The 20512-nt window shown below is 40.6% G+C and carries 12 protein-coding genes; 9 read left to right on the top strand and 3 right to left on the bottom strand.

Annotation, left to right across the window (positions count from 1 at the left end; translation table 11 throughout):
- Positions 1-49 precede the first annotated feature (49 nt).
- The 5 genes from FHX64_RS07485 to FHX64_RS07465 all read left to right on the top strand — a co-directional run bounded on the left by FHX64_RS07485 (position 50) and on the right by FHX64_RS07465 (position 8524).
- Positions 50-1255, top strand: a complete 1206-nt coding sequence (locus tag FHX64_RS07485) for an exonuclease SbcCD subunit D C-terminal domain-containing protein (protein ID WP_183413146.1) — start codon at positions 50-52, stop codon at positions 1253-1255.
- 5 nt (positions 1256-1260) lie between these two features.
- Positions 1261-4920, top strand: coding sequence for an AAA family ATPase (locus FHX64_RS07480; RefSeq protein WP_183413145.1), 3660 nt, complete (start codon positions 1261-1263; stop codon positions 4918-4920).
- Positions 4921-5149: 229 nt separating this feature from the next.
- A complete protein-coding gene (locus FHX64_RS07475) occupies positions 5150-5308 on the top strand; it encodes a hypothetical protein (RefSeq protein ID WP_183413144.1) in 159 nt (52 codons plus the stop codon).
- A gap of 227 nt (positions 5309-5535) precedes the next feature.
- The gene (locus tag FHX64_RS07470; RefSeq protein ID WP_183413143.1) at positions 5536-6387 is read left to right on the top strand and encodes a helix-turn-helix domain-containing protein; all 852 of its coding nucleotides are present in this window, start codon (positions 5536-5538) and stop codon (positions 6385-6387) included.
- Positions 6388-6415: 28 nt separating this feature from the next.
- Positions 6416-8524 carry an argonaute/piwi family protein gene (locus tag FHX64_RS07465; protein WP_183413142.1) on the top strand — a complete coding sequence of 703 codons (2109 nt, stop codon included), beginning with the start codon at positions 6416-6418 and terminating at the stop codon, positions 8522-8524.
- 13 nt (positions 8525-8537) lie between these two features.
- Here FHX64_RS07465 and FHX64_RS07460 read toward each other — a convergent pair whose 3' ends face one another.
- Positions 8538-8726, bottom strand: coding sequence for a hypothetical protein (locus FHX64_RS07460; RefSeq protein ID WP_183413141.1), 189 nt, complete (start codon positions 8724-8726; stop codon positions 8538-8540).
- A 195-nt stretch (positions 8727-8921) separates the two neighbouring features.
- Here FHX64_RS07460 and FHX64_RS07455 point away from each other — a divergent pair, with 195 nt between their 5' ends.
- Complete coding sequence (locus tag FHX64_RS07455) at positions 8922-9566, top strand: DUF6266 family protein (RefSeq protein ID WP_183413140.1); 645 nt, start codon at positions 8922-8924, stop codon at positions 9564-9566.
- Between the two features lie 151 nt (positions 9567-9717).
- On the opposite strand, the gene FHX64_RS07450 is transcribed toward FHX64_RS07455, so the two are convergent.
- On the bottom strand, positions 9718-10608 hold the full coding sequence (locus FHX64_RS07450) for an AraC family transcriptional regulator (RefSeq protein ID WP_183413139.1): 891 nt from the start codon (positions 10606-10608) through the stop codon (positions 9718-9720).
- Between the two features lie 151 nt (positions 10609-10759).
- On the opposite strand from FHX64_RS07450, the gene FHX64_RS07445 reads away from it, so the two are divergent.
- The 3 genes from FHX64_RS07445 to FHX64_RS07435 all read left to right on the top strand — a co-directional run bounded on the left by FHX64_RS07445 (position 10760) and on the right by FHX64_RS07435 (position 18843).
- A complete protein-coding gene (locus FHX64_RS07445) occupies positions 10760-12157 on the top strand; it encodes a sugar porter family MFS transporter (protein WP_183413138.1) in 1398 nt (465 codons plus the stop codon).
- 154 nt (positions 12158-12311) lie between these two features.
- On the top strand, positions 12312-15173 hold the full coding sequence (locus FHX64_RS07440) for a sugar-binding domain-containing protein (protein ID WP_183413137.1): 2862 nt from the start codon (positions 12312-12314) through the stop codon (positions 15171-15173).
- A gap of 376 nt (positions 15174-15549) precedes the next feature.
- Positions 15550-18843 carry a DUF5107 domain-containing protein gene (locus tag FHX64_RS07435; protein ID WP_183413136.1) on the top strand — a complete coding sequence of 1098 codons (3294 nt, stop codon included), beginning with the start codon at positions 15550-15552 and terminating at the stop codon, positions 18841-18843.
- 378 nt (positions 18844-19221) lie between these two features.
- Here FHX64_RS07435 and FHX64_RS07430 read toward each other — a convergent pair whose 3' ends face one another.
- Positions 19222-20493, bottom strand: a complete 1272-nt coding sequence (locus tag FHX64_RS07430) for an IS256 family transposase (protein WP_246392280.1) — start codon at positions 20491-20493, stop codon at positions 19222-19224.
- Positions 20494-20512: the final 19 nt, after the last annotated feature.

Below are 20512 nucleotides of genomic sequence, written 5' to 3'. Positions count from 1 at the left end.
TGTTGGCGTGAGCGTTTCATCCACTCTTGGTGTTAAAAAAGAAAGACCTATGAAAATACTACATACTTCCGATTGGCATTTGGGACATCGGTTTCTTGAGCAATCACAGCAAGAGGAACAAACGTTATTCCTTGACTGGTTGACTGATTATGTTGTGGCAAATCATATTGATATCGTTTTGGTTTCGGGTGACATATTCGATGTGGGCGTACCATCGGCTCAGGCCCAAAAACTTTATTATGATTTTCTGCTGCGGCTTTACAATAGCACTTGCCGCGAAGTGATTATCACAGGTGGTAACCACGATGCGCCCAGCACACTGAATGCTCCTAAGGAATTATTGAATGCCTTTTCAGTCAGAGTAGTTGGGAAGACTACGGATAATCCTACTGATGAGGTGTTTAGGATATCGGTTGATGGCGAAGCAGTCATTGTGGCTGCTATTCCTTATTTGCGCGACCAGGATATCCGTCGGGCTATTGCTGCCGAATCGGCAGAAGAAATGAATAACCGGTATAAAACAGCCCTTATCCGTCATTTTGCCGAAGTGGCTGCATCCTGTGAGTCTGTGAAAACAGACAATGAACCGGTAATAGCGATGGGACACTTATTTGCTATTGGAGGCAAGACATCAGAAAGTGAACAAAGTATCTATGTGGGTAATCTGGGAGATATAGGTGCATCTGATTTTCCTGCCGCTTTTGATTATGTGGCGCTTGGCCATTTACATCGGGCACAACCGGTGGGGGATATTCCCCATATCCGTTATTCCGGCTCTCCTTATGTGCTGAGCTTCAGTGAGGTCGATCAGGTTAAAAAAGTAGTGGAAGTAGAAACGGGAGAAGTAATACAAATCAAAGAAATACCGGTACCGGCATTTCGCAAAATAGTACGGATAGAAGGTTCGGTGGAAAGTTGTAAGACACAATTGCTGATGCTTGACAAAGAAAATAATGCGTTGACACCCTGGGTGGAAGTGATATTAAGCAACGGCAATGAAGCCACAACAGGTTATAAAGAAATAAACGACTTTGCTACGGACATTCAACCTGAGGTGTTGAAAATCACGGTAAACGATGAGCGTAACTATGAAAAACTTAAAAGCTTAGTGGATCATGCGCAACATATAAAAACCTTTACACCACTGGATGTTTTCAGGTTGAAATGCGAGGAGATGCGTGTTGATTTGGAAGAAAAGCCCGAGATGCTCGATGCATTTAATGAGATTCTGCAAATCGTAACTGACAATGATTGAAGACTATGAAAATACTGAAAATAGAACTCCAAAATATCAACTCACTTAAATGTGATACGCCTGTCGTCATTGATTTTGAACATCCCTGTTTTGCAGATGTAGGGTTGTTTGCCATCACCGGACCTACCGGAGCCGGCAAGACCACTTTGCTTGATGCCATTACAATAGCGCTTTACCGTCGTGTCCCGCGATTTGAAAAAGCCGGAAGTAAAGGAGGGTTGGAAGATGTGGTCAGTTATGGCAGCTATACGGCTATGGCCCGGGTTACCTTCGAGGCACAAAATCAACGCTATGAAGCGCAATGGGATATCCGGTTGGCAAGTAACAATGGAAGAAAACTTAACAAGCCGGTAGAAACTGTGCGGTTAAAGAATTTAACTTCAGGAGCGATTGTGGCAGAAACAAAAACGGCCTGTGATGAACAGATAGTAACAATCACGCAATTAAATTATGATCAGTTCTTGCGTTCCGTTATGCTGGCGCAAGGTGAGTTTGCCGCTTTTCTATCGGCCAAAAATGCTGAAAAAGGTTTATTGTTGCAACAAATTGCCGGTGACGAAATCTACAGGAAGATTGGAGAAACGTTGAAAGACCGGATTTTTGAAGAGAAAAAACAATTGGAACAAATCAAAAGTAAAATAAACACGGATGATTTGCTCAGCGACGACACAATAGATGGGTTAAAACAAGAAGAAGAACAATTGAATGATCGTTTGCAGGCCTTTGATACGGATTTAAAAAAGATTGCAGACCTAATCAGGTTATTCGAGCAAATAGAGAAGTTGAAACAACAAAAACAAAATACGGAAGCTGATAAAGTACAACTTGAGCTTGATATAGAGCAAAATACAATCATTTTTCAACAGCTGGAAAAACATGAAGCCGCTGAGCCATTTAAGGCTGTGTTGTCAGAAATCAGGCGGCTTGAACAGGATATTGAAAAAAAGGATCATCGTGTACAAGAAATTGATTCAGAAATAAATACTGTTGAAGTAAAACTACAGGCAGCCACAGAAACAGAAGCAGACTGCAAAGCGAAAATACTTGAAGCTGAGAAAACGAGCTCTGACTGGCAGCCAAATCTGGAAAAAGTAATTGCGTTGGATACTACTATTCATGCTTATAAAGTGAATTTAGCTGACAATGAGAACGCTAAAGCCGCATTATTGGAAGCCAAAAGCGGATTCATGCAATCTGTCGAAGAGAAGGAGAAGAAATTGAAATCGTATGGAACCATTCTCCGAGCGCTGGATCAATATTTTGAACAAACCAAAAACATACCGGCCATCGAAAAACAACTGAGCAACTGGAATACCCAGCTCACACAACGCAAGGGGAATTGGGAAAGAATAGCGGATTGGATTAAAGCCATTGCTAAGGCCAGGGTAGATTTGGCAGGCAATGAAGCCTCGATTGAAACCATCAAAAAAGCGTATTATAAAGAAAAAGTGAGCCATGAAACACTTACCGGTGAGATTAAAACTTTACAGGAGTCATTGGATGCAGATGGCATTGATAAATTGGTAAATCAGAACAACACGCTTACCGGTAAAAAGGAACAGCTGCGCGATTTGATCCAATGGTCGGAAAACTATAGCCGACTTGTGGTTGATAACCATTCGTTTGCGAATCAAAAAACGGATTTAGAACAAAATCAGGGAAAACTTGCAGCGAAAATACAACAACTTGATGCTGACATGGCAATGGCCATGCAATCGGAGAAAGATGCTGAAGAGTTGTATGAAAAGGATCAATATATTGTGAGCCTCGAAGCGGAACGGAAAAGACTAAAATCGGGAGAACCATGCCCTTTATGTGGTTCGTCGACGCATCCATTGATCGACCATTATGCTGAAATAACCATTTCCGACAGCAAAAAAAGATTGGACGAGCGCAGGGAAGCCTTGGAAAAGCTCAAAGACAATAAAAATACGGCTGAGTTGCAACAAGCCCGTATCGTTACAGCGTTGCAGCAGCTATTGGTGCAAATCGTTAAAAACGAAGCAGATCTGAATGAATTGAATAGAAAGTTTTCGGGTGTTACTTTGGAATATAAAATTGAAGATAAACCGTCGATAGAAGCGGCATTAAAGGGAACAGAAAGCGAAATAGCAATTCTTGCCGGAAAGATTTCAGCATCACAGAGGCAACAAAAACTTAAAGATGAAAAACAGATGGAGCTGAAAGTGATTGACGGAAACATAAAAGCATTTGAACTTCAATTGACACAGCTCACGACAACGAATTCGGGCATTGAGAAATCAATTGCTGAGGCTGAAAGGGAATGTGAATCATCGAAACGAACGAATTCAGCGTTGGAAAGAGAATTGATTAGTCAGTTTGCCGATTGTAATCTGCCATTGCCCGAGCCGGAAAATACAACAGATTTTATTCAGCAGCTTGAAAAGAGTGTAAAAGCTTACAACGATAATAGGAAAAAGCAAACCGAAACTGAAAATAATGAGAAGCAATGCAATCTTGAAATTAAACATCTGAACGAGCAAGTAGTGACTAAATCGGATGAAATCAGCACGATAGAAGAAAGAACTGAGAATTTGAAAAAAGAACTGACTTCGATAAAAGAGGCCCGTAATGCTATCCTGCCACCGGGAATGAGTACCGATCAGAAACGGACAGAATTGCAAACTGCGATGAACATGGCCAGACAAGCAAAGGAAGAGGCTTCCACACAACTGAATCGTTTAAATGAGTATAGAACGAAGCTTGCTACTGAAAAAAACAGTATCAACAGGGAACGATCGGAAAACGGAGCGCAACTGAATAATTTATTGACAGTTCTCAATGAAAAAATGAATCAAAGCAGGTTTGCCAATCGGGAAGCAGTGGAAGAAGCATTGCTTGCCGATGATTTGAAAATGGAATATCTGAAAATTCGTAAATCAATAGATGATAGAAAGATAACCATTTCAACCCTTGCGAAAAATGTAGCTGCTGAACTGGATTCTCTCGAAAAAGAAATAAAACCAGAAGAGACATTGGTAATTGCGCTCGATAAACAGGCAGAAATCAATGAACAAAAAGAAAAACTCCAAAAAAGAAAAGGTGAAATTTCCGAAAGTTTCAGGAAAGACAATGAGATCAGGAGTCGTAATGCTCAGGTGGTAAAAGAAATAGCCCAACAGGAGCTGGTTTGCCGTAAATGGACTGACCTGATGACGATACTTGGTGGTTCGCAGGATGCATTTAATACCTATGTGCAGCGCCTTACGCTCAAAAATCTGATTGACTTAGCCAACCTGCATTTGTATAAACTGAACAGGCGTTATTCTCTACAGCTAAATCCGCAATACAAAGCGGGTGAAGAGCTGAACTTTAAATTAGTAGATCATTATCAGGCAGATGAAATGCGCTTGGTAGACACTTCAAGCGGCGGTGAAAAGTTTCTGATTAGCCTTGCTTTAGCACTCGGGTTATCCGACCTGGCAAGCTACAATGTCAGTATTGGTTCGTTGTTTATTGACGAAGGATTCGGGACGTTGGACAGTAACACGCTTGAAACGGTAATTTCAACTCTCGAAACCTTAAAAATACAAGGTAAAATGATTGGAATTATATCACATGTCGATAGTTTAAAGGAGCGCATTCCGGTTCAGATTCAGGTTGTCAGGAAAAGTAATGGAGTAAGTATGGTTGAGATCCATTAAAGATCTTTTCAAACTGTACCGTCGGATTACAAATTACGGGTGTTCGAAAGATTATTAAGTATTCAAAATTAGTAATTTCAGTTGCAATAAAGGAGAAAAAGCAGAAAATATAACTGTTTTGTATCGGAAACGTTGGGATATTAAGGTTTTCTTCCGCTTTGTAAAACAAGAGTTGAACTTTAGCCACTTTGTGTCAACCCATGAAAACGGAATAAAGATTATTCTTTATATGACTTTAATCCTATCCATGTTGCTGTTGATTTACAAACGATTGAATAATATCGGTTATAAAACAGCCAAAAGACGCTTTGGAATTGAGCTGGATGAATTGATGATGGCCTTGATTGTTCGTTTTTGTGGTGGTGATCCATCGCTGGTATTCCGTTAAATCCGTTAAAAAAAAGATTGCAATAAGGATCAATCAAAGAAATATATATCAAAGAACACTTATCACAGCAATATACTAATCTTCCGAACACTCGTAACTACACATCCGACGGTACGGTAAAGTCTGAAATATGTATGATTCAATATGTCGGAAACTTTTCTTTTCTAATATAAAAAGTATGAAATCTTTTTTGTAGTTTTGTAAAAAAGTACAGAAAAGCACATGCTATGCATATTGATTATCGTTTCCCGCTTTTCGATGAACTGATGCAGGGCCGGCTCAATCCCTTGCACAGGGAGAATCATGCCGGACAGAATTATCTGCAGCGACTTCAGGAGCAGGTGACAGTCTCGGAACCGGATAAAGGGTTATACCGTCTCACTTTTATCCGGTGGTCTCATCCGAAGACTGAGTATTATTCCCGATTGTTGGTGGGGGAGACCTATGTCTATTGTAATGAGCTGATAATCTGCTTGCAAGAGGAACAGAATAGTTCGATCAGGGCGTATCTTAGGGATATGATACTTGATAAACATCTGTCCACCTGTTTACAACGGCTCGGCGAGTTTATCCGGTTGCACCAACTGACACTTTCACGTTTGACAAATCCTTCACCGGAGGATACGCCTGACGATCTGGCCAACTGTTATGTTTTTCAGTTGCTGAAGGTGTGCGTCTGTAAAGCCTACCTGGAGGTGCAGGCGAGGCTTGCCGGAGAGGTAAATTATCCGCTGAATGAAACGATGATCTATACCGGCTGGTTGCAGGAGTTACCTCCTGTCCCGATTTTTCTGACGAGACAAGCCGGAACGACGCCGGAAGACCCTGACAGCAAGAAGAAAAAGAAAAAAATGATGCAGCCTGCTGTGGCTGAAAAAAAGCAGAATAATGTGGCAATCCCCGATTATATGACGGTGAAAGAGGCAGCACAGATTCTACGGATGGACGAAAGAACCGTCAGAAGAATGCTGGAAAAAGGAACGATTGCGGGGATGAGAATGCAGAATGTCTGGCGTATTGAGAAAGCATCGTTTTCGCATTTCCTGCAAGAGAAAACAAATCAGGGGAAGCGACCTTAAACCCGTTTTAAATTCCATTTAAATAGCTATGAATTACCTGACCCTGAATGTGCTGAATTTTAAGCATGCCCAACCCCGTCTGACCGTTTACCTGACCAAAGAAGAACAGCCTGATAGTATCTCTTTTTCGGAATATGACTGCAAAGAACTGAATACCATGATAAAAAACGATGGTAGGCTCTATGCTACCCTTACCAGGCAACAGAAGGATCAGGTGGCTGTTACGCGGTGTTTTAACCAGGATCTTTGTAGCGAACGGGAAATTCCATGGTCATTCTCTTTCATGAAACGGTATTATACCTACCGTCTGGTGCACCATTTCCGTGAAATGGGAATTCCAGCTACCCATAATTTTGTGTCTGATACCGATGTGTGGATCAAAGACTACTCTGCCTATCCCGGTTGTGAGGGGTACAGGGTGTTCACGCTACGCGTTCAGGTTTCACATTCCGACGGGCAACCTCAGTTATTGGTAGCTATGGGAGATGTACATTCGGTACATACCTGCCCTGTGACTGATCCCCTGTTTTCGGAGGTACCCGAAAGCGTTATCCGTAAGGTATTGTATCAACAGGCGATTTACCATTATGACCAGCTACCTGTGCAGGCTAAAAGACATTTGGAATCGGTTTATCCCTGCATGAACTTTGAGTTGCTGCACTACCTGAAAATCAATCGTCCGGCGCCTGACAAGAGTAACCGGTACCTGAAATACAGCAGTGAAACCGAAAAGTTCAGGCAACACTACCTGACCGGTGGTCTGCACGCGATTATGCAACCGGAGGAAACATGGTGTAAAACGGAAACTGGCAAGCTGGATCTTACCTCCATGCTTCAGCTTCGGTTTGGTGAGGGAGTGCATGCGGAACCCAAATATGGATTCAAACAATATGGACCGGTAGAGCTGATTGATCGGGAAACGGTGTTTTTCTTTATCATGCACATCGATGATATTCCTTTGGCTTATACCATCAATGATTACCTGAGGGGACAGCAACCTGACTTCAGGGGAGGCCTTCCCCGTTATTTGAAAATAAAATACAACACCGAATCGAGACTGAGCATTGTGTTTCGTGACAGAAACAATCCAATCGGTGAGATAGAGGCTATGCTTAAGAGGAGAGCGCTTGATACGGATGCCAAAAACTATGTTGCTATTTATCTCTCGCCCCATAGCAAGTGGACTACGGATTTGACCCACAAGAATATATACTATCGGGTGAAGGAATTGTTGCTCTCGTACAATATTGTTTCACAAACCATTGAGGTGGAGAAACACTGGTCACCCGATCGTCCGGTTTCCAACGAGGGAGATGCAAAAAAAGCGATAATGACAGGTAATTTCCAGTACAGCCTACCCAATATACTGGTGGCTATCAGCGCCAAATTGGGATATACACCCTGGTGTTTCGAACAACAACCTGCCAAAGAACTGGTCGTAGGGATCAGCGCTTACCGGAGCCGTGATTTGGACCGTAATTATTTGGGAAGCGCTTTTACTTTTACAAACGAAGGGCGGTTTGTGGGATTTGATTGCCTGAAGGATAAACAGGTCAAAGAGTTGGCCGGCTTAATTGCCCTGACCCTGAGAGAGTATTGCCTCAATGCAGGCAAGCCTGAAAGGCTGGTTATTCATTTTTATAAGAGACTTAGCCGTAGGGAACTGCAACCTATAGAGAAGGCATTGTCTGAGCTGGGACTGTCGGTGCCGGTAGTTGTGGTGTCTGTCAATAAAGGTTTTGCCAACGACATCGTGGGGTTTGATCATTCGAGGCAGCATAAGATGCCGCTATCGGGGTTATATATACCTATTTCTCCGTATCAGTACCTTCTGTTTAATAACCAGCAACAAACGGGAGAAGAGGCCATCAACGAACGCGAAGGATATCCTTTCCCGCTGAAGCTGACGCTGCAGAAATATGAACCCGGAATGAATACAGCCATTCCTGTAGGGAAGACGGAAGCCGAAGAGTTGATGGTGCAGGTGTGCCGTTTTAGTCAGTTGTACTGGAAATCAGTGTCACGGCAGTGGATGCCGGTGACACTACGTTATCCCGAGATGCTGGCACAGATAGTGCCTCATTTTAAATACCTCGATATGCCGGAGATGGGGAAAGAGAACTTATGGTTTTTGTAAAGAGCATCAAAAATCAAGCGTCATGAGGCAATTTGATGGCGACTGGAAATGATGAAGTCGAATCTGTTATAAAGTGAATGGCAGTCCGGGATGTCGGGCTGCCATTTTTATTTGGCGGACGGTAGCGGACAATACGGACAATAGCAGCATGAAAAGGAAAATCATGATTTCCCCTGCGGACAACAGGGTATTTTACGGACATTGTCAACGTTTGGCAAAGAGGTTGCATCCAGTCTTTCCGTAGGGCGCTACAGGTTTAATGAAAACTCATTTTATAATTGATCGGTTATGAAAGAAGATTCATTAAAGAACGGTTGGAGGAGATGCCGGCGATCAACGACATTTTCAACAATCAGATTGCACATAATTGAATTATTTACCCATAAAATGAAAAATAATGGGAAAATTAAATCTTGGAATCCTTAGCGGATTCTCTGGTACCGTAGGTACCGTCGTTGGAACAGTGTCCAAAAATGGTAATGACGTGATTCGTGCAAAGACGAAAATCAGACGCACGTCGAATACAGAATCACAAGTAAATCAACGGACAAAATTCACTCTGGTGACCCAATTCTTCCAGCCTGTTAATACGGTGTTGCAGATAGGGCTTAAGAATGCTGCCGGTGAAGGTATGTCGCCTTACAACTATGCATGTAAACAGGCGCTTGAAAAGGCCGTCACGGGAACAGCTCCTGATGTTGTCCTTAATTACGGAGCAGTTGTTGTGAGTGATGGTGGTTTGAATCGAGTCAGTGTTGCCAGTGCGGAGATGGGAACGGGTGTTATTAATTTCCATTGGGAAGATAACAGTTCAACCGGGACAGGCAGTCCTACTGATCGTGCTGTGTTGCTGGTTTACAATGTTGACAAACAGGAGGTCAGCTATTCTTTTGGCATGACCACACGGAGTAACGGAGAGGGTTCTTTACCCCTTCCGTATAACGAGACGGGTGATCATTTGCTGATGTACCTGTTCTTTCAGGCGGAGGATAATCCTTTGCAGGTATCCACCAGCCAGTATTTGGGTAGCGTTACAGTGTGATAGCGCTGTTTTGGAAAGTGCCGGAGGTTTCTTCCGGCGCTTTTTTTATGATGGCATTGCGAAATGATGATTCGGGGAAGCCATTATTACAGACAAATAGAGAGTTTGTGGATAATTTCTACTTATTAGATTAACTGCAAAGTGACAGTAGTCATCCTTTTTTCTTATTGCGGTATTCTGTAGGTGAAATTCCCATGGTTTTGCTAAACACACGACTAAAATATAATGGATCACTAAAACCGATTGTCATGGATATCTGGCTAATTTTCATATCACTAAAATCCAAAAATTGACATGCTTGCTGTATTTTCAACTGAGAAAAGTAATTTAACGGGGCGTATCCTGTTTTTTTCTGAAAGACAGAGGCAAAATGTGAAACTGAGAGGCCAACATAATCCGCTATCTCTTTTAATGATATTTTCTGATATAAATGTTCACGCATAAAATGGATAGTCTCCGTAATCATATCCGTTTGGTTCTGATTAGCAAGAAAATTATCACGATAAGCGCCCAGAAATTTTAATGAACCTAAGAAATGGAAAAGAATAGCTGTGCTGTAGTCGAGGTTATTTTTACTATATCCATTCTTTAGGGTAGTAAAAATCTCCTCAAATAAGTGTAGCCTCTCTTCAATTCTCGAATCTTTTTGAATGGCTATATGAATTGGTGTATCCAGCCCCTCTGAGAAGAATCCTGCTTTTTCGCCGTCGAAATGTAACCAATAAATAGTCCATGGATCTTTTGTGTTGCATCCATATGAATGCGCTTTACCCTTGGGTAAAATAAAGAAATGCTCAGGATTAACTTTTTGTTTTATACCTTCAATTTCAAACCATCCGGATCCGGCAATACAATAAATGAGGACAAATTGATTAGCTTCATCCTGCGTTCTTTTCCTGAAATGGTAATTTGCTTTAGGATAATACCCAATATCGGTAATATATAATAAAGAGCCTAAGGTATCTTTTTTCAATTCTTCTATGATCGTAGGCGGTAATATGATCGCTCTTTCACCTAAGAATCCATTTTTAAGCTTTGCCATCTCCTTCCAAAGTTTAGTGGAACAAAAATAATAACAAAAGTTTTGTGGAGTATATATGATCGTAAAATAATCCATGTAAATAAGCAAATAGTCTATTGGAGAACGTAAAAACAAAGGGTTACTTTGCATCATAAAACACACATTATAATCTATGCAGAAATTCAATAATGCTTACATTCTGGGGATCTCTTTGGTTTCAGCTATGGGAGGACTTCTTTTCGGATACGATTGGGTTGTGATAGGAGGAGCAAAACCATTTTACGAAAGTTTCTTTGAAATTACTTCGTCGGCTGGGCTACAGGCATGGGCTATGAGTTGTGCGTTAATAGGGTGTATTATAGGTGCTGTTTTTTCCGGTGTTATAAGCGAACGATTCGGACGGAAATGGCCGTTAACCCTTTCAGCGTTCCTGTTTACGATAGCATCGATAGGGACAGGCTCAGCGTTTAGTTATACAACATTTGTTATTTTTCGTATTATAGGAGGTGTGGGAATTGGCATTGCCTCCGCGATTTCTCCTATGTATATTGCCGAGGTGGCACCCGCCCGAATGCGGGGTCGTTTTGTGGCGCTTAATCAAATGACTCTTGTAATAGGTATTCTGGCGGCACAAGTAATCAACTTTTTAATAGCAGATAAGGTTCCGGCAGGAGCAAGCAGTGTGTTTATCCAACATTCATGGAATGGCCAGATGGGATGGCGCTGGATGTTTTTTGCTTGTTCAATACCCGCCATTATCTTTTTCCTTCTCACCTTTACAGTTCCTGAAAGCCCCCGTTGGCTTTTAAAAGCTGGTAAAAGTGATAAAGCATTTCCAACGCTTAGTAAAATAGGAGGAGAAGAGTATGCCCGGAAGGAAATTGTAAATATTCGATCGACATTTAACGATATAAACGAAAAAGTAGATTTCAAAGCGCTCCTGCATCCGGGATACAGGTTTGTATTGTTGCTTGGTGTTTTCCTGGCTGTTTTTCAACAATGGTGTGGAATAAATACGGTTTTCAATTATGCCGAAGAGATATTTAGTGCTGCAGGTTATGGCGTCAGTGATACACTTTTCAATATTGTCATCACCGGAAGCGTTAATCTGGTTTTTACGCTTTTAGCCATGTTTACAGTAGATAAATTAGGAAGAAAGAAACTAATGCTTTTAGGTTCTATAGGACTGGCTCTTACTTATATTTTATTGGGAGGTGCCTTCTGGTTCCATCTGAAAGGAATTGCTGTTTTGACATTTGTAGTTATCGCTATTGCCATTTATGCAATGTCGCTTGCACCGATCGTATGGGTTATCTTGTCCGAAATATTTCCCAACCGTATACGTGGTGCAGCAATGGCATTAGCTACGTTTGCCTTGTGGATCGCCTGTTTTATTCTCACGTACACATTCCCTCTTCTGAACAAATCACTGGGAGCGGCTCCAACTTTTTGGATTTATGCCCTGATATGTTTGTTTGGGTTCTTTTTTATTCTGCTGAAATTACCGGAAACAAAGGGGAAAACGCTAGAATCTATTGAAAAAGAGATAACTGAATCAAAGAACAAATAAAAAAACATATCATGAAACGAGCCATAAAATAACTCATGCTCAAGGGAATGAAACGAGTTTACGAGTTCAACGAGACCTTTAAAAACAAACCCTTTCGAGTTAATGTTTTGGTGAACTCCATACATCCTTAATGTAAAAGATAAAAAATAATCGTATGAAATTCTTGAAAATAAGGTATAAATACATAGGAAAGCTGTCATTTATCGCGTTGTTATTGTTGTTTGTTGTCCAGGTTAACCGGATATATGGACAAGAAAATATTAATCTGGCAGGCGTATGGAGATTTGCCACAGATCCTATGGATAAAGGCATTCAGGGCCATTGGTTTAATCATATACTTGCAGATACGATTCTGTTGCCAGGTTCTATGACCACTAATAATAAAGGAGACAATATTACCATCCATACTCCATGGACAGGACAGATTGTAGATAGCAGTTGGTTTACAAAACCAGCGTATGCCCCTTATAGAAAGGCAGGAAACATAAAAATCCCTTTCTGGTTACAACCTGTCAAATACTATAAAGGAGTGGCCTGGTATCAAAAAACAATTATTATCCCTAAGGCATGGAATCATCAAACTATCAAATTATTTTTAGAACGTTGCCATTGGGAAAGCAGAGTCTGGGTTGATGATCATTATATTGGGATGAAAAATAGTTTAGGCACCCCCGATATTTATGATTTAAGCAATTACGCAACCCCTGGTCAACATCTGCTTACCATTCGTATTGACAATAGGGTGAAACAAATTAATGTGGGGCAAAATTCGCATAGCATTTCAGACCACACTCAGGGAAATTGGAATGGCATCGTAGGTAAAATTGATTTACAGGTTCATCCAACTACCTATATCTCGGATGTGCAAGTCTATCCTAATATTCAAAACAAAACAGTACATGTTAAGGTTATCATTGCAAATCATTCCGGAGAAAAAGTAAATACCCGTTTAAGCATAAAAACCCAGGGACTACAACAAGAATTATACAGACAACCCAATGTCAATAAGGAATATTCATGTAGTGGACAAGATACTGTAATCGAGTTGGATTATCCGATGAACAAGCCATTACTTTGGGACGAATTTCATCCAAATCTATACCAAATGAATATTTCGCTTGTGACTAATAATCATATTGATAGAAAAATAATCACTTTTGGAATGCGGGAGTTGAAAACAAAAGGGACACAATTTATCATTAATGGCAGGCCTACCTTTTTACGGGGAACATTAGAATGTGCTGTGTTTCCCAAAACAGGATATCCACCGACGGATACAGCCTCATGGAGTCGGATTTTTCGTATTGCAAAATCATTTGGATTAAATCATTTCCGATTCCATTCCTGGTGTCCTCCCGAAGCAGCCTTTGAAGCTGCTGATCATGCCGGATGCTATTTGCAAATTGAATGTTCTTCCTGGGCTAATCAAGGAGCTACAATAGGTGATGGACTCCCTCTTGATCACTGGATTTATGCTGAAAGCAGGCGAATGGTAAAGGCGTATGGCAATCATCCCTCTTTTTGTTTCTTATTATACGGCAATGAACCGGCAGGGAAAAACATGGTCAACTGGTTAACTGATTTTGTGCGTTATTGGAAAAGCAGGGATCCTCGTAGGCTTTATAGTTCAGGAGCAGGATGGCCTTATGTAAGCGATGCAGATTTTTACAGTACACCTGCTCCTCGCATACAGGCTTGGGGGCAAGAACTAAAGAGTATTATTAATGCTCAACCTCCTCGAAGTAATTATGACTGGGAGGATAAGATTGCCGGAATCAAGATGCCTGTTGTAAGTCATGAAGTGGGACAGTGGTGTGTATATCCCGATTTCAAAGAAATTAAACAATATACAGGTATTTTGAAAGCGAAAAATTTTGAAATATTTCAGGCATCCCTGAAAGCCCATCACATGGCACAGTTAGCCGATAGCTTTTTATTGGCATCAGGCAAATTGCAGGTGCTGTGTTACAAAGCAGATATTGAGGCTGCTTTACGAACGAAAGGATTTGGAGGATTCCAACTGTTGGGATTACAGGATTTTCCCGGACAAGGCACTGCACTTGTAGGGGTATTGAACTCCTTTTGGAGAGAGAAAGGATACATAACCCCCAATGCATTTAAACAGTTTTGTAATTCGACTGTGCCATTAGTACGACTATCTAAAATGATTTATCGTTCAACAGACACACTGGTTGCTCCGGTTGAGATTGCGAACTATGGAGAGCATGTCATGAAAAACGTTATTCCACAATGGAAAATAACAGATAAATCGGGAAAAATTCTTTTCTCCGGTAGTTTGCCTAAAACGACCATCCCTATTGGGAATGGTATTCCTCTGGGGACAATAGATAAACCACTTTCTTCTATCATCAAAGCATGTGAACTGACTCTTTCCGTTTCTGTCGCTCATTTTACAAATCATTGGCATATTTGGGTATATCCAGCGGTATTACCTACAATCCATTCATCAATTTACATCACTCAACAATTAAATAACAAAGCAATCGATATTTTAAATAAAGGAGGCAAGGTGCTATTAACCATAAAAAAAGGAAGTGTTAAGCCCGATAAGGGAGGTGATATTGCAATAGGATTTTCGAGTATTTTTTGGAATACCGCATGGACACACGGACAAGCCCCAACAACCCTTGGAATTTTATGTAATCCCAGAAATCCTGCGTTAGCTGATTTTCCTACGGAATATTATAGTGATTGGGAGTGGTGGGATGCCATGACACATTCGAATGCCATTCTTTTATCTGACTTTTCGCCTAAACTCCAACCCATTGTCCGTGTAATAGATGATTGGTTTACAAATCGCCCCTTGGGATTGCTATTTGAGGCTAAAGTGGGTAAAGGCAGTATTATGGTTTCGGGCATTGATTTACTTACGGATGCCAAAAAACGGCCAGAGGCACAACAGTTACTGTACAGTCTCGAAAGATACATGGCAGGAAATTCTTTTCATCCTAAAACTGCTATCCGGATAGAAAAACTAAAAGCCCTCTTTAATTAAATGAAGTGATTGATTGTGGTCTATACAACACCTATCAACGGACAATTTTTTAAAATGACATGATTAATTATCAAGAACATATAACAAGTTATCTTGCAAGGGGCTTCTGCCCCTTAAACCCCGACCTGCTTTTTGTCTTGAAACAAAAAGTAGGCAAAAAATTCAAGACTGTGCCCGCTTCGCTCAAAAAACCGGCGTTCGTCGGCTCAAATCGTCCAAACTCACTCCTTCGTCGCTCAAACAGGACAATTTTTAACCGCCGCCTCACTTGTTTTTTTGTTCACCGGACAAGGTCGTTCCCTATGCACCAAAGAGAAACCGTATCATTAGGCATCATATAGAGCTTGCGAAAGTTGAGAATATAAATTAATACATTATGGAAGTCAATGTTTGGAATGAAATAGTCACCATACCGACATACGAGATAGGAGAGCCAGAAAAAAATCCCATCTTTCTTGAAAAAAGAGTTTACCAAGGGAGTAGCGGAAGCGTTTATCCCTATCCGGTTATTGAGAAAATTTCAGATGAAAGAGTGGATAAAGAATGGAATGCCGTGTTTCTGGAAAACAAATACCTTAAAATCATGATTCTTCCGGAGCTTGGTGGTCGTGTACAAATGGCCTACGACAAAATAAAACAACGTCATTTTGTCTATTATAATCATGTCATTAAACCGGCATTAGTTGGTCTTACCGGCCCCTGGATTTCAGGAGGAATTGAATTTAACTGGCCACAACATCACCGTCCAAGCACATATCAACCCGTAGATTTTTCAATTGAAGAAAATCCGGATGGAAGTAAAACTGTATGGTGTAGCGAGGTAGAACGTATGTTTCGTACAAAGGGAATGGCAGGTTTTACCTTATATCCTGATACAGCATATATGGAGATTAAAGTCAGATTATATAACCGGACGGCACAACCCCAAACATTTCTATGGTGGGCTAATCCGGCAGTAAAGGTCAATGATCACTACCAGTCTGTTTTCCCACCTGATGTCAATGCTGTTTTTGATCATGGTAAAAGAGATGTTTCCCATTTTCCTATTGCTACCGGAACCTACTATAAAGTTGACTATTCTGCCGGAGTTGATATTTCACGTTACAAAAATATCCCTGTTCCGACTTCTTATATGGCGATTAACTCCAAATACAATTTTGTCGGGGGATACGAAAATGACACAAAAGGTGGGTTGTTGCATGTAGCCAATCATTATATTTCACCGGGCAAAAAGCAGTGGACATGGGGAAATGGTGATTTTGGACAAGCATGGGATAGAAATCTCACTGATGAAGATGGCCCTTATATTGAATTAATGTGTGGAGTATATACCGACAATCAGCCAGATTTTTCGTGGCTTATGCCCTACGAAGAGAAACGCTTTAATCAATATTTTATGCCTTACCGGGATTTAGGTGTTGTGAAGAATGCAACAAAGGAAGCCATGGTAAATCTTGAGATAACAAATGAAGATATTGCTGTTAAACTCTATACTACAGGTAATTATCCAGAGGCCAAAGTTCTGTTGCTCTATCAGGGGGATACAATCTTTGAAGATATAGTTGATTTTTCGCCTGAAATGTCTTATAACAAAACAATACCCGTCCCGCCAGACCTTAAAATTGAAGATTTAGATTTTACGCTGAGCTCAAACCAAGGACGGCTCCTTGTCTCATATCATCCTGCAAAAGAAGAAATACGCCCGATACCTGATGCTGCAAAAGCAGCCAAAGAACCCCACGAAATTAATACAATTGAAGAGCTTTATCTGACGGGGTTACATTTGGAACAATACCGTCATGCAACTTACAATCCTGCCGATTATTACCTTGAAGCTCTCCGTAGAGTGCCGGAAGATGTACGGGCAAATAATGCCATGGGATTATGGCTTCTCCGCAAAGGATGCTTTAAAGAGGCAGAAGCTTATTTTCGGCGTGCTATCAAAACACTGACAAAATTTAATCCTAATCCCTATGACGGCGAACCGTTTTTCAATCTTGGAATTTGCCTGAAGTTTCAATATCGTTATGAAGAGGCTTATGAAGCATTCTATAAATCAATATGGAATGCAGCCTGGCAGGATGCCGGCTATTTCAATTTAGCACAACTGGCATCCATGAAACAGGAGTGGAATGAAGCTTATGATTTGATTTCCGATTCATTAAGTCATAATTGGCATAATCATAAAGCCCGTCATCTTAAAACGGTGATGCTGCGAAAACTTGGAAGGAAGGATGATGCACTACGGCTTATCGAAGAATCGCTTGCTCTCGATGGCTTTAATTTTGGTGTTTTATATGAGAAATACCTTTTGACTGATAATCCGTCGATACTTTCTGAAATGAAAAAGCGGATGCGTAATGATGTGCATCATTATATCGAATTTTCGCTTGATTATGCCCATATGGGATTATTTCATGAAGCCAGTCAATTGATCGAAATGACGATTCCTTTAACGGGGAATGTCTATCCAATGGTATATTATTTCCTGGGATGGTATACTTATCAGGCAGGAAAGGAAGAAGAAGCAATTCATTATTTCGTTCAGGGAAGCATGATGTCTTCCGATTACTGCTTTCCAAACCGTTTAGAGGAAGTACTGGCCCTTCAGTGTGCATCCGGATTGAATTCATCAGATGCAAAAGCTCCATATTACCTGGGTAACTTTTGGTATGCTGCCAGGCAATATGATGAAGCCGTAAAATGTTGGGAAGCTTCTGTAAGGCTTAAGGATTCATTTCCGATTGTGCATCGTAACCTTTCGTTGGCATATTACAATAAAAAAGATAAGCCGCAAGCTGCAGTAGCCGAACTTGAAAAAGCTTTTTCGTTAAGTAGATCCGACGCCCGGATATTGATGGAACTTGATCAGTTATATAAAAAGATTGGAAAGTCATTTGCAGAAAGGCTTGCCTTCCTTGAAAAATATCCATCGATAGTTGATCTACGAGATGATTTATATCTTGAAAGAGTTACGCTTTATAATATGACCGGTAAATTCAAAAAAGCCTTAGATTTGCTCATGAACCGCCATTTTCATCCATGGGAAGGTGGAGAAGGAAAAGTTGTCGGGCAATATCTCTACGCTCATATTGAACTTGCGAAAGAAGCTATGGGAGAAGATAGCTATGATCTCGCTCTTGATCATCTCATCGCAACCGACTCCTATCCTTATAATCTGGGAGAGGGAAAACTCTATGGGACACAAGAGAATGATATAAATTATTGGAAAGGCTGTGTCTATGAGAAAATGGGAGATTCAGGGAATGCTGTTTTGTTTTGGGAAAAAGCTTCTACCGGCTTATCTGAACCATCGGCTGCCATGTTTTATAATGACCAACAACCCGATAAAATATTTTACCAGGGACTTGCTCTTCTTCGCTTAAATAGTGTTGATGAGGCCTATAGTCGCTTCAATAAGCTGAAAGACTACGGGGAAAAGCATATTTTTGACGGCGTTAAGATCGATTATTTTGCTGTTTCTTTGCCTGATTTATTGATTTGGGAAGATGATTTGCAAAAACGAAACAGGGTACATTGTCTCTATCTTTTAGGATTGGGATATCTTGGCTTGGGAGATAAAGAAAACGCACGCCGATTTTTATCCGAAGCATTAACCATAGCCCCGAATCATATTGGTAGTTTGGTTCATTTGAAAATGTGTGATTAGAGTGATTTGATACTGCATCCAACTCATTTGGGTGGCTTTAAGTCATCCCGTGAATGCCATTTATTTTTTTGCATATCGATTGTTTTGAAGCGTTTGCTTCATGTAGGTTATATTGTCGCTTCTTCTCCGAAGCTTTATAAATCTACACTTGTTCCGTCAGAAACAAAAGTAAGGTAGCAGAAAAACAGCGTACATGTAAATTTGAGCTACATATTTTAGTGGAAGTGCAACTGTAAGCGCACTCCCACTAAAAAACTTTGTGGCAGGTAGTGTCCAAAAATTTGTGTAAACGCATTCTTATCTCATTTATTATTATTTTTTCTTTTCGAATCCCCTCTCAAAATTTTTGAGGGGTTTGAAAAGAAAAAACTTCCGTTTTTATTTTATTCTTAAACTAGTGTCACTAATATTTGCTCTATCAGGATATAAAATCATAAACTGATTGGCAATCAATGGCCAGTTGGAAACTTTTGCACTCCAAGATATTGAGGCTTGTTGGATCGCCAGATACACTGCTTTTTTCATTGCCTGATCATCAGGAAACATCAATTTATTTTTGGTGTATTTGCGTATGCTTCGATTTAGATTTTCAATCACATTAGTGGTATAGATAATCTTTCGTATCTCGGCTGGATAGGTAAAATAGGCTGTCAGATTTTCCCAATTTGCAATCCAGGATTTAATGGCATAAGGATATTTCTCTCCCCATTTAGTTTCCAATTCAGCAAAAGCTTCCCCAGCAGCATCTAAGTTTCGGGCCTGATACACTTGTTGAAGATCATGCATAAAACTCCGTTTTTCCTTTGTCCCAATATAGTTCATCGTGTTTCTTATCTGATGAACAATACATAATTGTGTTACTGTTTCCGGAAACACAGCCTGAATAGCCTGGGTTAGCCCTTTCAGATTATCTGAACAGGCAATTAAAATATCTTTCACCCCTCGTTTCTTCAAATCATCCAACACGTTCATCCAAAATGAAGCCGATTCAGTTTCATTGATCCACATACTAATAACTTCTCTATGTCCATTGGTATTTAAACCGATAATCAGATAAACGCTTTTACTTATTATCTTACCTCCTGAACGAACTTTGATACGAATACCATCTAACCAAACAATCAGATAAGTATCATCCAATGGACGGGTTTGCCAGGCTTCTACATCGCTCATTACCTGATCTGTGATATTGGATATGGACGAAGAACTGATAGTGACACCATAAATGTCTTTTATCTGAGCTTCTATGTCACGAGTCGACATGCCTCGTGCATACAAAGAAATCACAACGCTTTCTATCTTGTCTATTACTTTTTGACGCTTGGGCAAAACGATGGGATTAAACTCACCCTGACGATCGCGGGGAACCTCTATAATTATTTCTCCACTACTGCTCTTTACTAACTTGCGGGTTTTTCCATTACGAGAGTTCCCACTGCCATTTCCTTTGACTGAGTGCTTGTCGTAGCCAAGATGTTCGCTCAACTCACTTTCTAACATCTTTTCTACTCCCCGCTTAAATAGCTTATCCATAAAACCATTTATGTCTTGCATGGTCTTGAAACCCTTGAAAAAATCTGTTGGTAACTGGGAGAAAAGTGCCTCATCTTCTGCACTCAATTTTGATAATACTGATTTCTGCTTTTTCATGTCCTTTTTTTTCTGTTAT

Origin of the sequence: Microbacter margulisiae (assembly GCF_014192515.1) — a bacterium.
Classification (GTDB): domain Bacteria; phylum Bacteroidota; class Bacteroidia; order Bacteroidales; family Paludibacteraceae; genus Microbacter; species Microbacter margulisiae.
This window is presented reverse-complemented; position numbering and strand designations above follow the sequence as displayed.

Bases quoted from the DNA above. Each gene is read 5' to 3' on its own strand.
- FHX64_RS07435 (WP_183413136.1), top strand. From the start codon at position 15,550: ATGGAAGTCAATGTTTGGAATGAAATAGTCACCATACCGACATACGAG.
- FHX64_RS07470 (WP_183413143.1), top strand. From the start codon at position 5,536: ATGCATATTGATTATCGTTTCCCGCTTTTCGATGAACTGATGCAGGGC.
- FHX64_RS07450 (WP_183413139.1), bottom strand. From the start codon at position 10,608: ATGGCAAAGCTTAAAAATGGATTCTTAGGTGAAAGAGCGATCATATTA.
- FHX64_RS07445 (WP_183413138.1), top strand. From the start codon at position 10,760: ATGCAGAAATTCAATAATGCTTACATTCTGGGGATCTCTTTGGTTTCA.
- FHX64_RS07455 (WP_183413140.1), top strand. From the start codon at position 8,922: ATGGGAAAATTAAATCTTGGAATCCTTAGCGGATTCTCTGGTACCGTA.
- FHX64_RS07485 (WP_183413146.1), top strand. From the start codon at position 50: ATGAAAATACTACATACTTCCGATTGGCATTTGGGACATCGGTTTCTT.
- FHX64_RS07430 (WP_246392280.1), bottom strand. From the start codon at position 20,493: ATGAAAAAGCAGAAATCAGTATTATCAAAATTGAGTGCAGAAGATGAG.
- FHX64_RS07480 (WP_183413145.1), top strand. From the start codon at position 1,261: ATGAAAATACTGAAAATAGAACTCCAAAATATCAACTCACTTAAATGT.
- FHX64_RS07475 (WP_183413144.1), top strand. From the start codon at position 5,150: ATGACTTTAATCCTATCCATGTTGCTGTTGATTTACAAACGATTGAAT.
- FHX64_RS07465 (WP_183413142.1), top strand. From the start codon at position 6,416: ATGAATTACCTGACCCTGAATGTGCTGAATTTTAAGCATGCCCAACCC.
- FHX64_RS07460 (WP_183413141.1), bottom strand. From the start codon at position 8,726: ATGTCCGTAAAATACCCTGTTGTCCGCAGGGGAAATCATGATTTTCCT.
- FHX64_RS07440 (WP_183413137.1), top strand. From the start codon at position 12,312: ATGAAATTCTTGAAAATAAGGTATAAATACATAGGAAAGCTGTCATTT.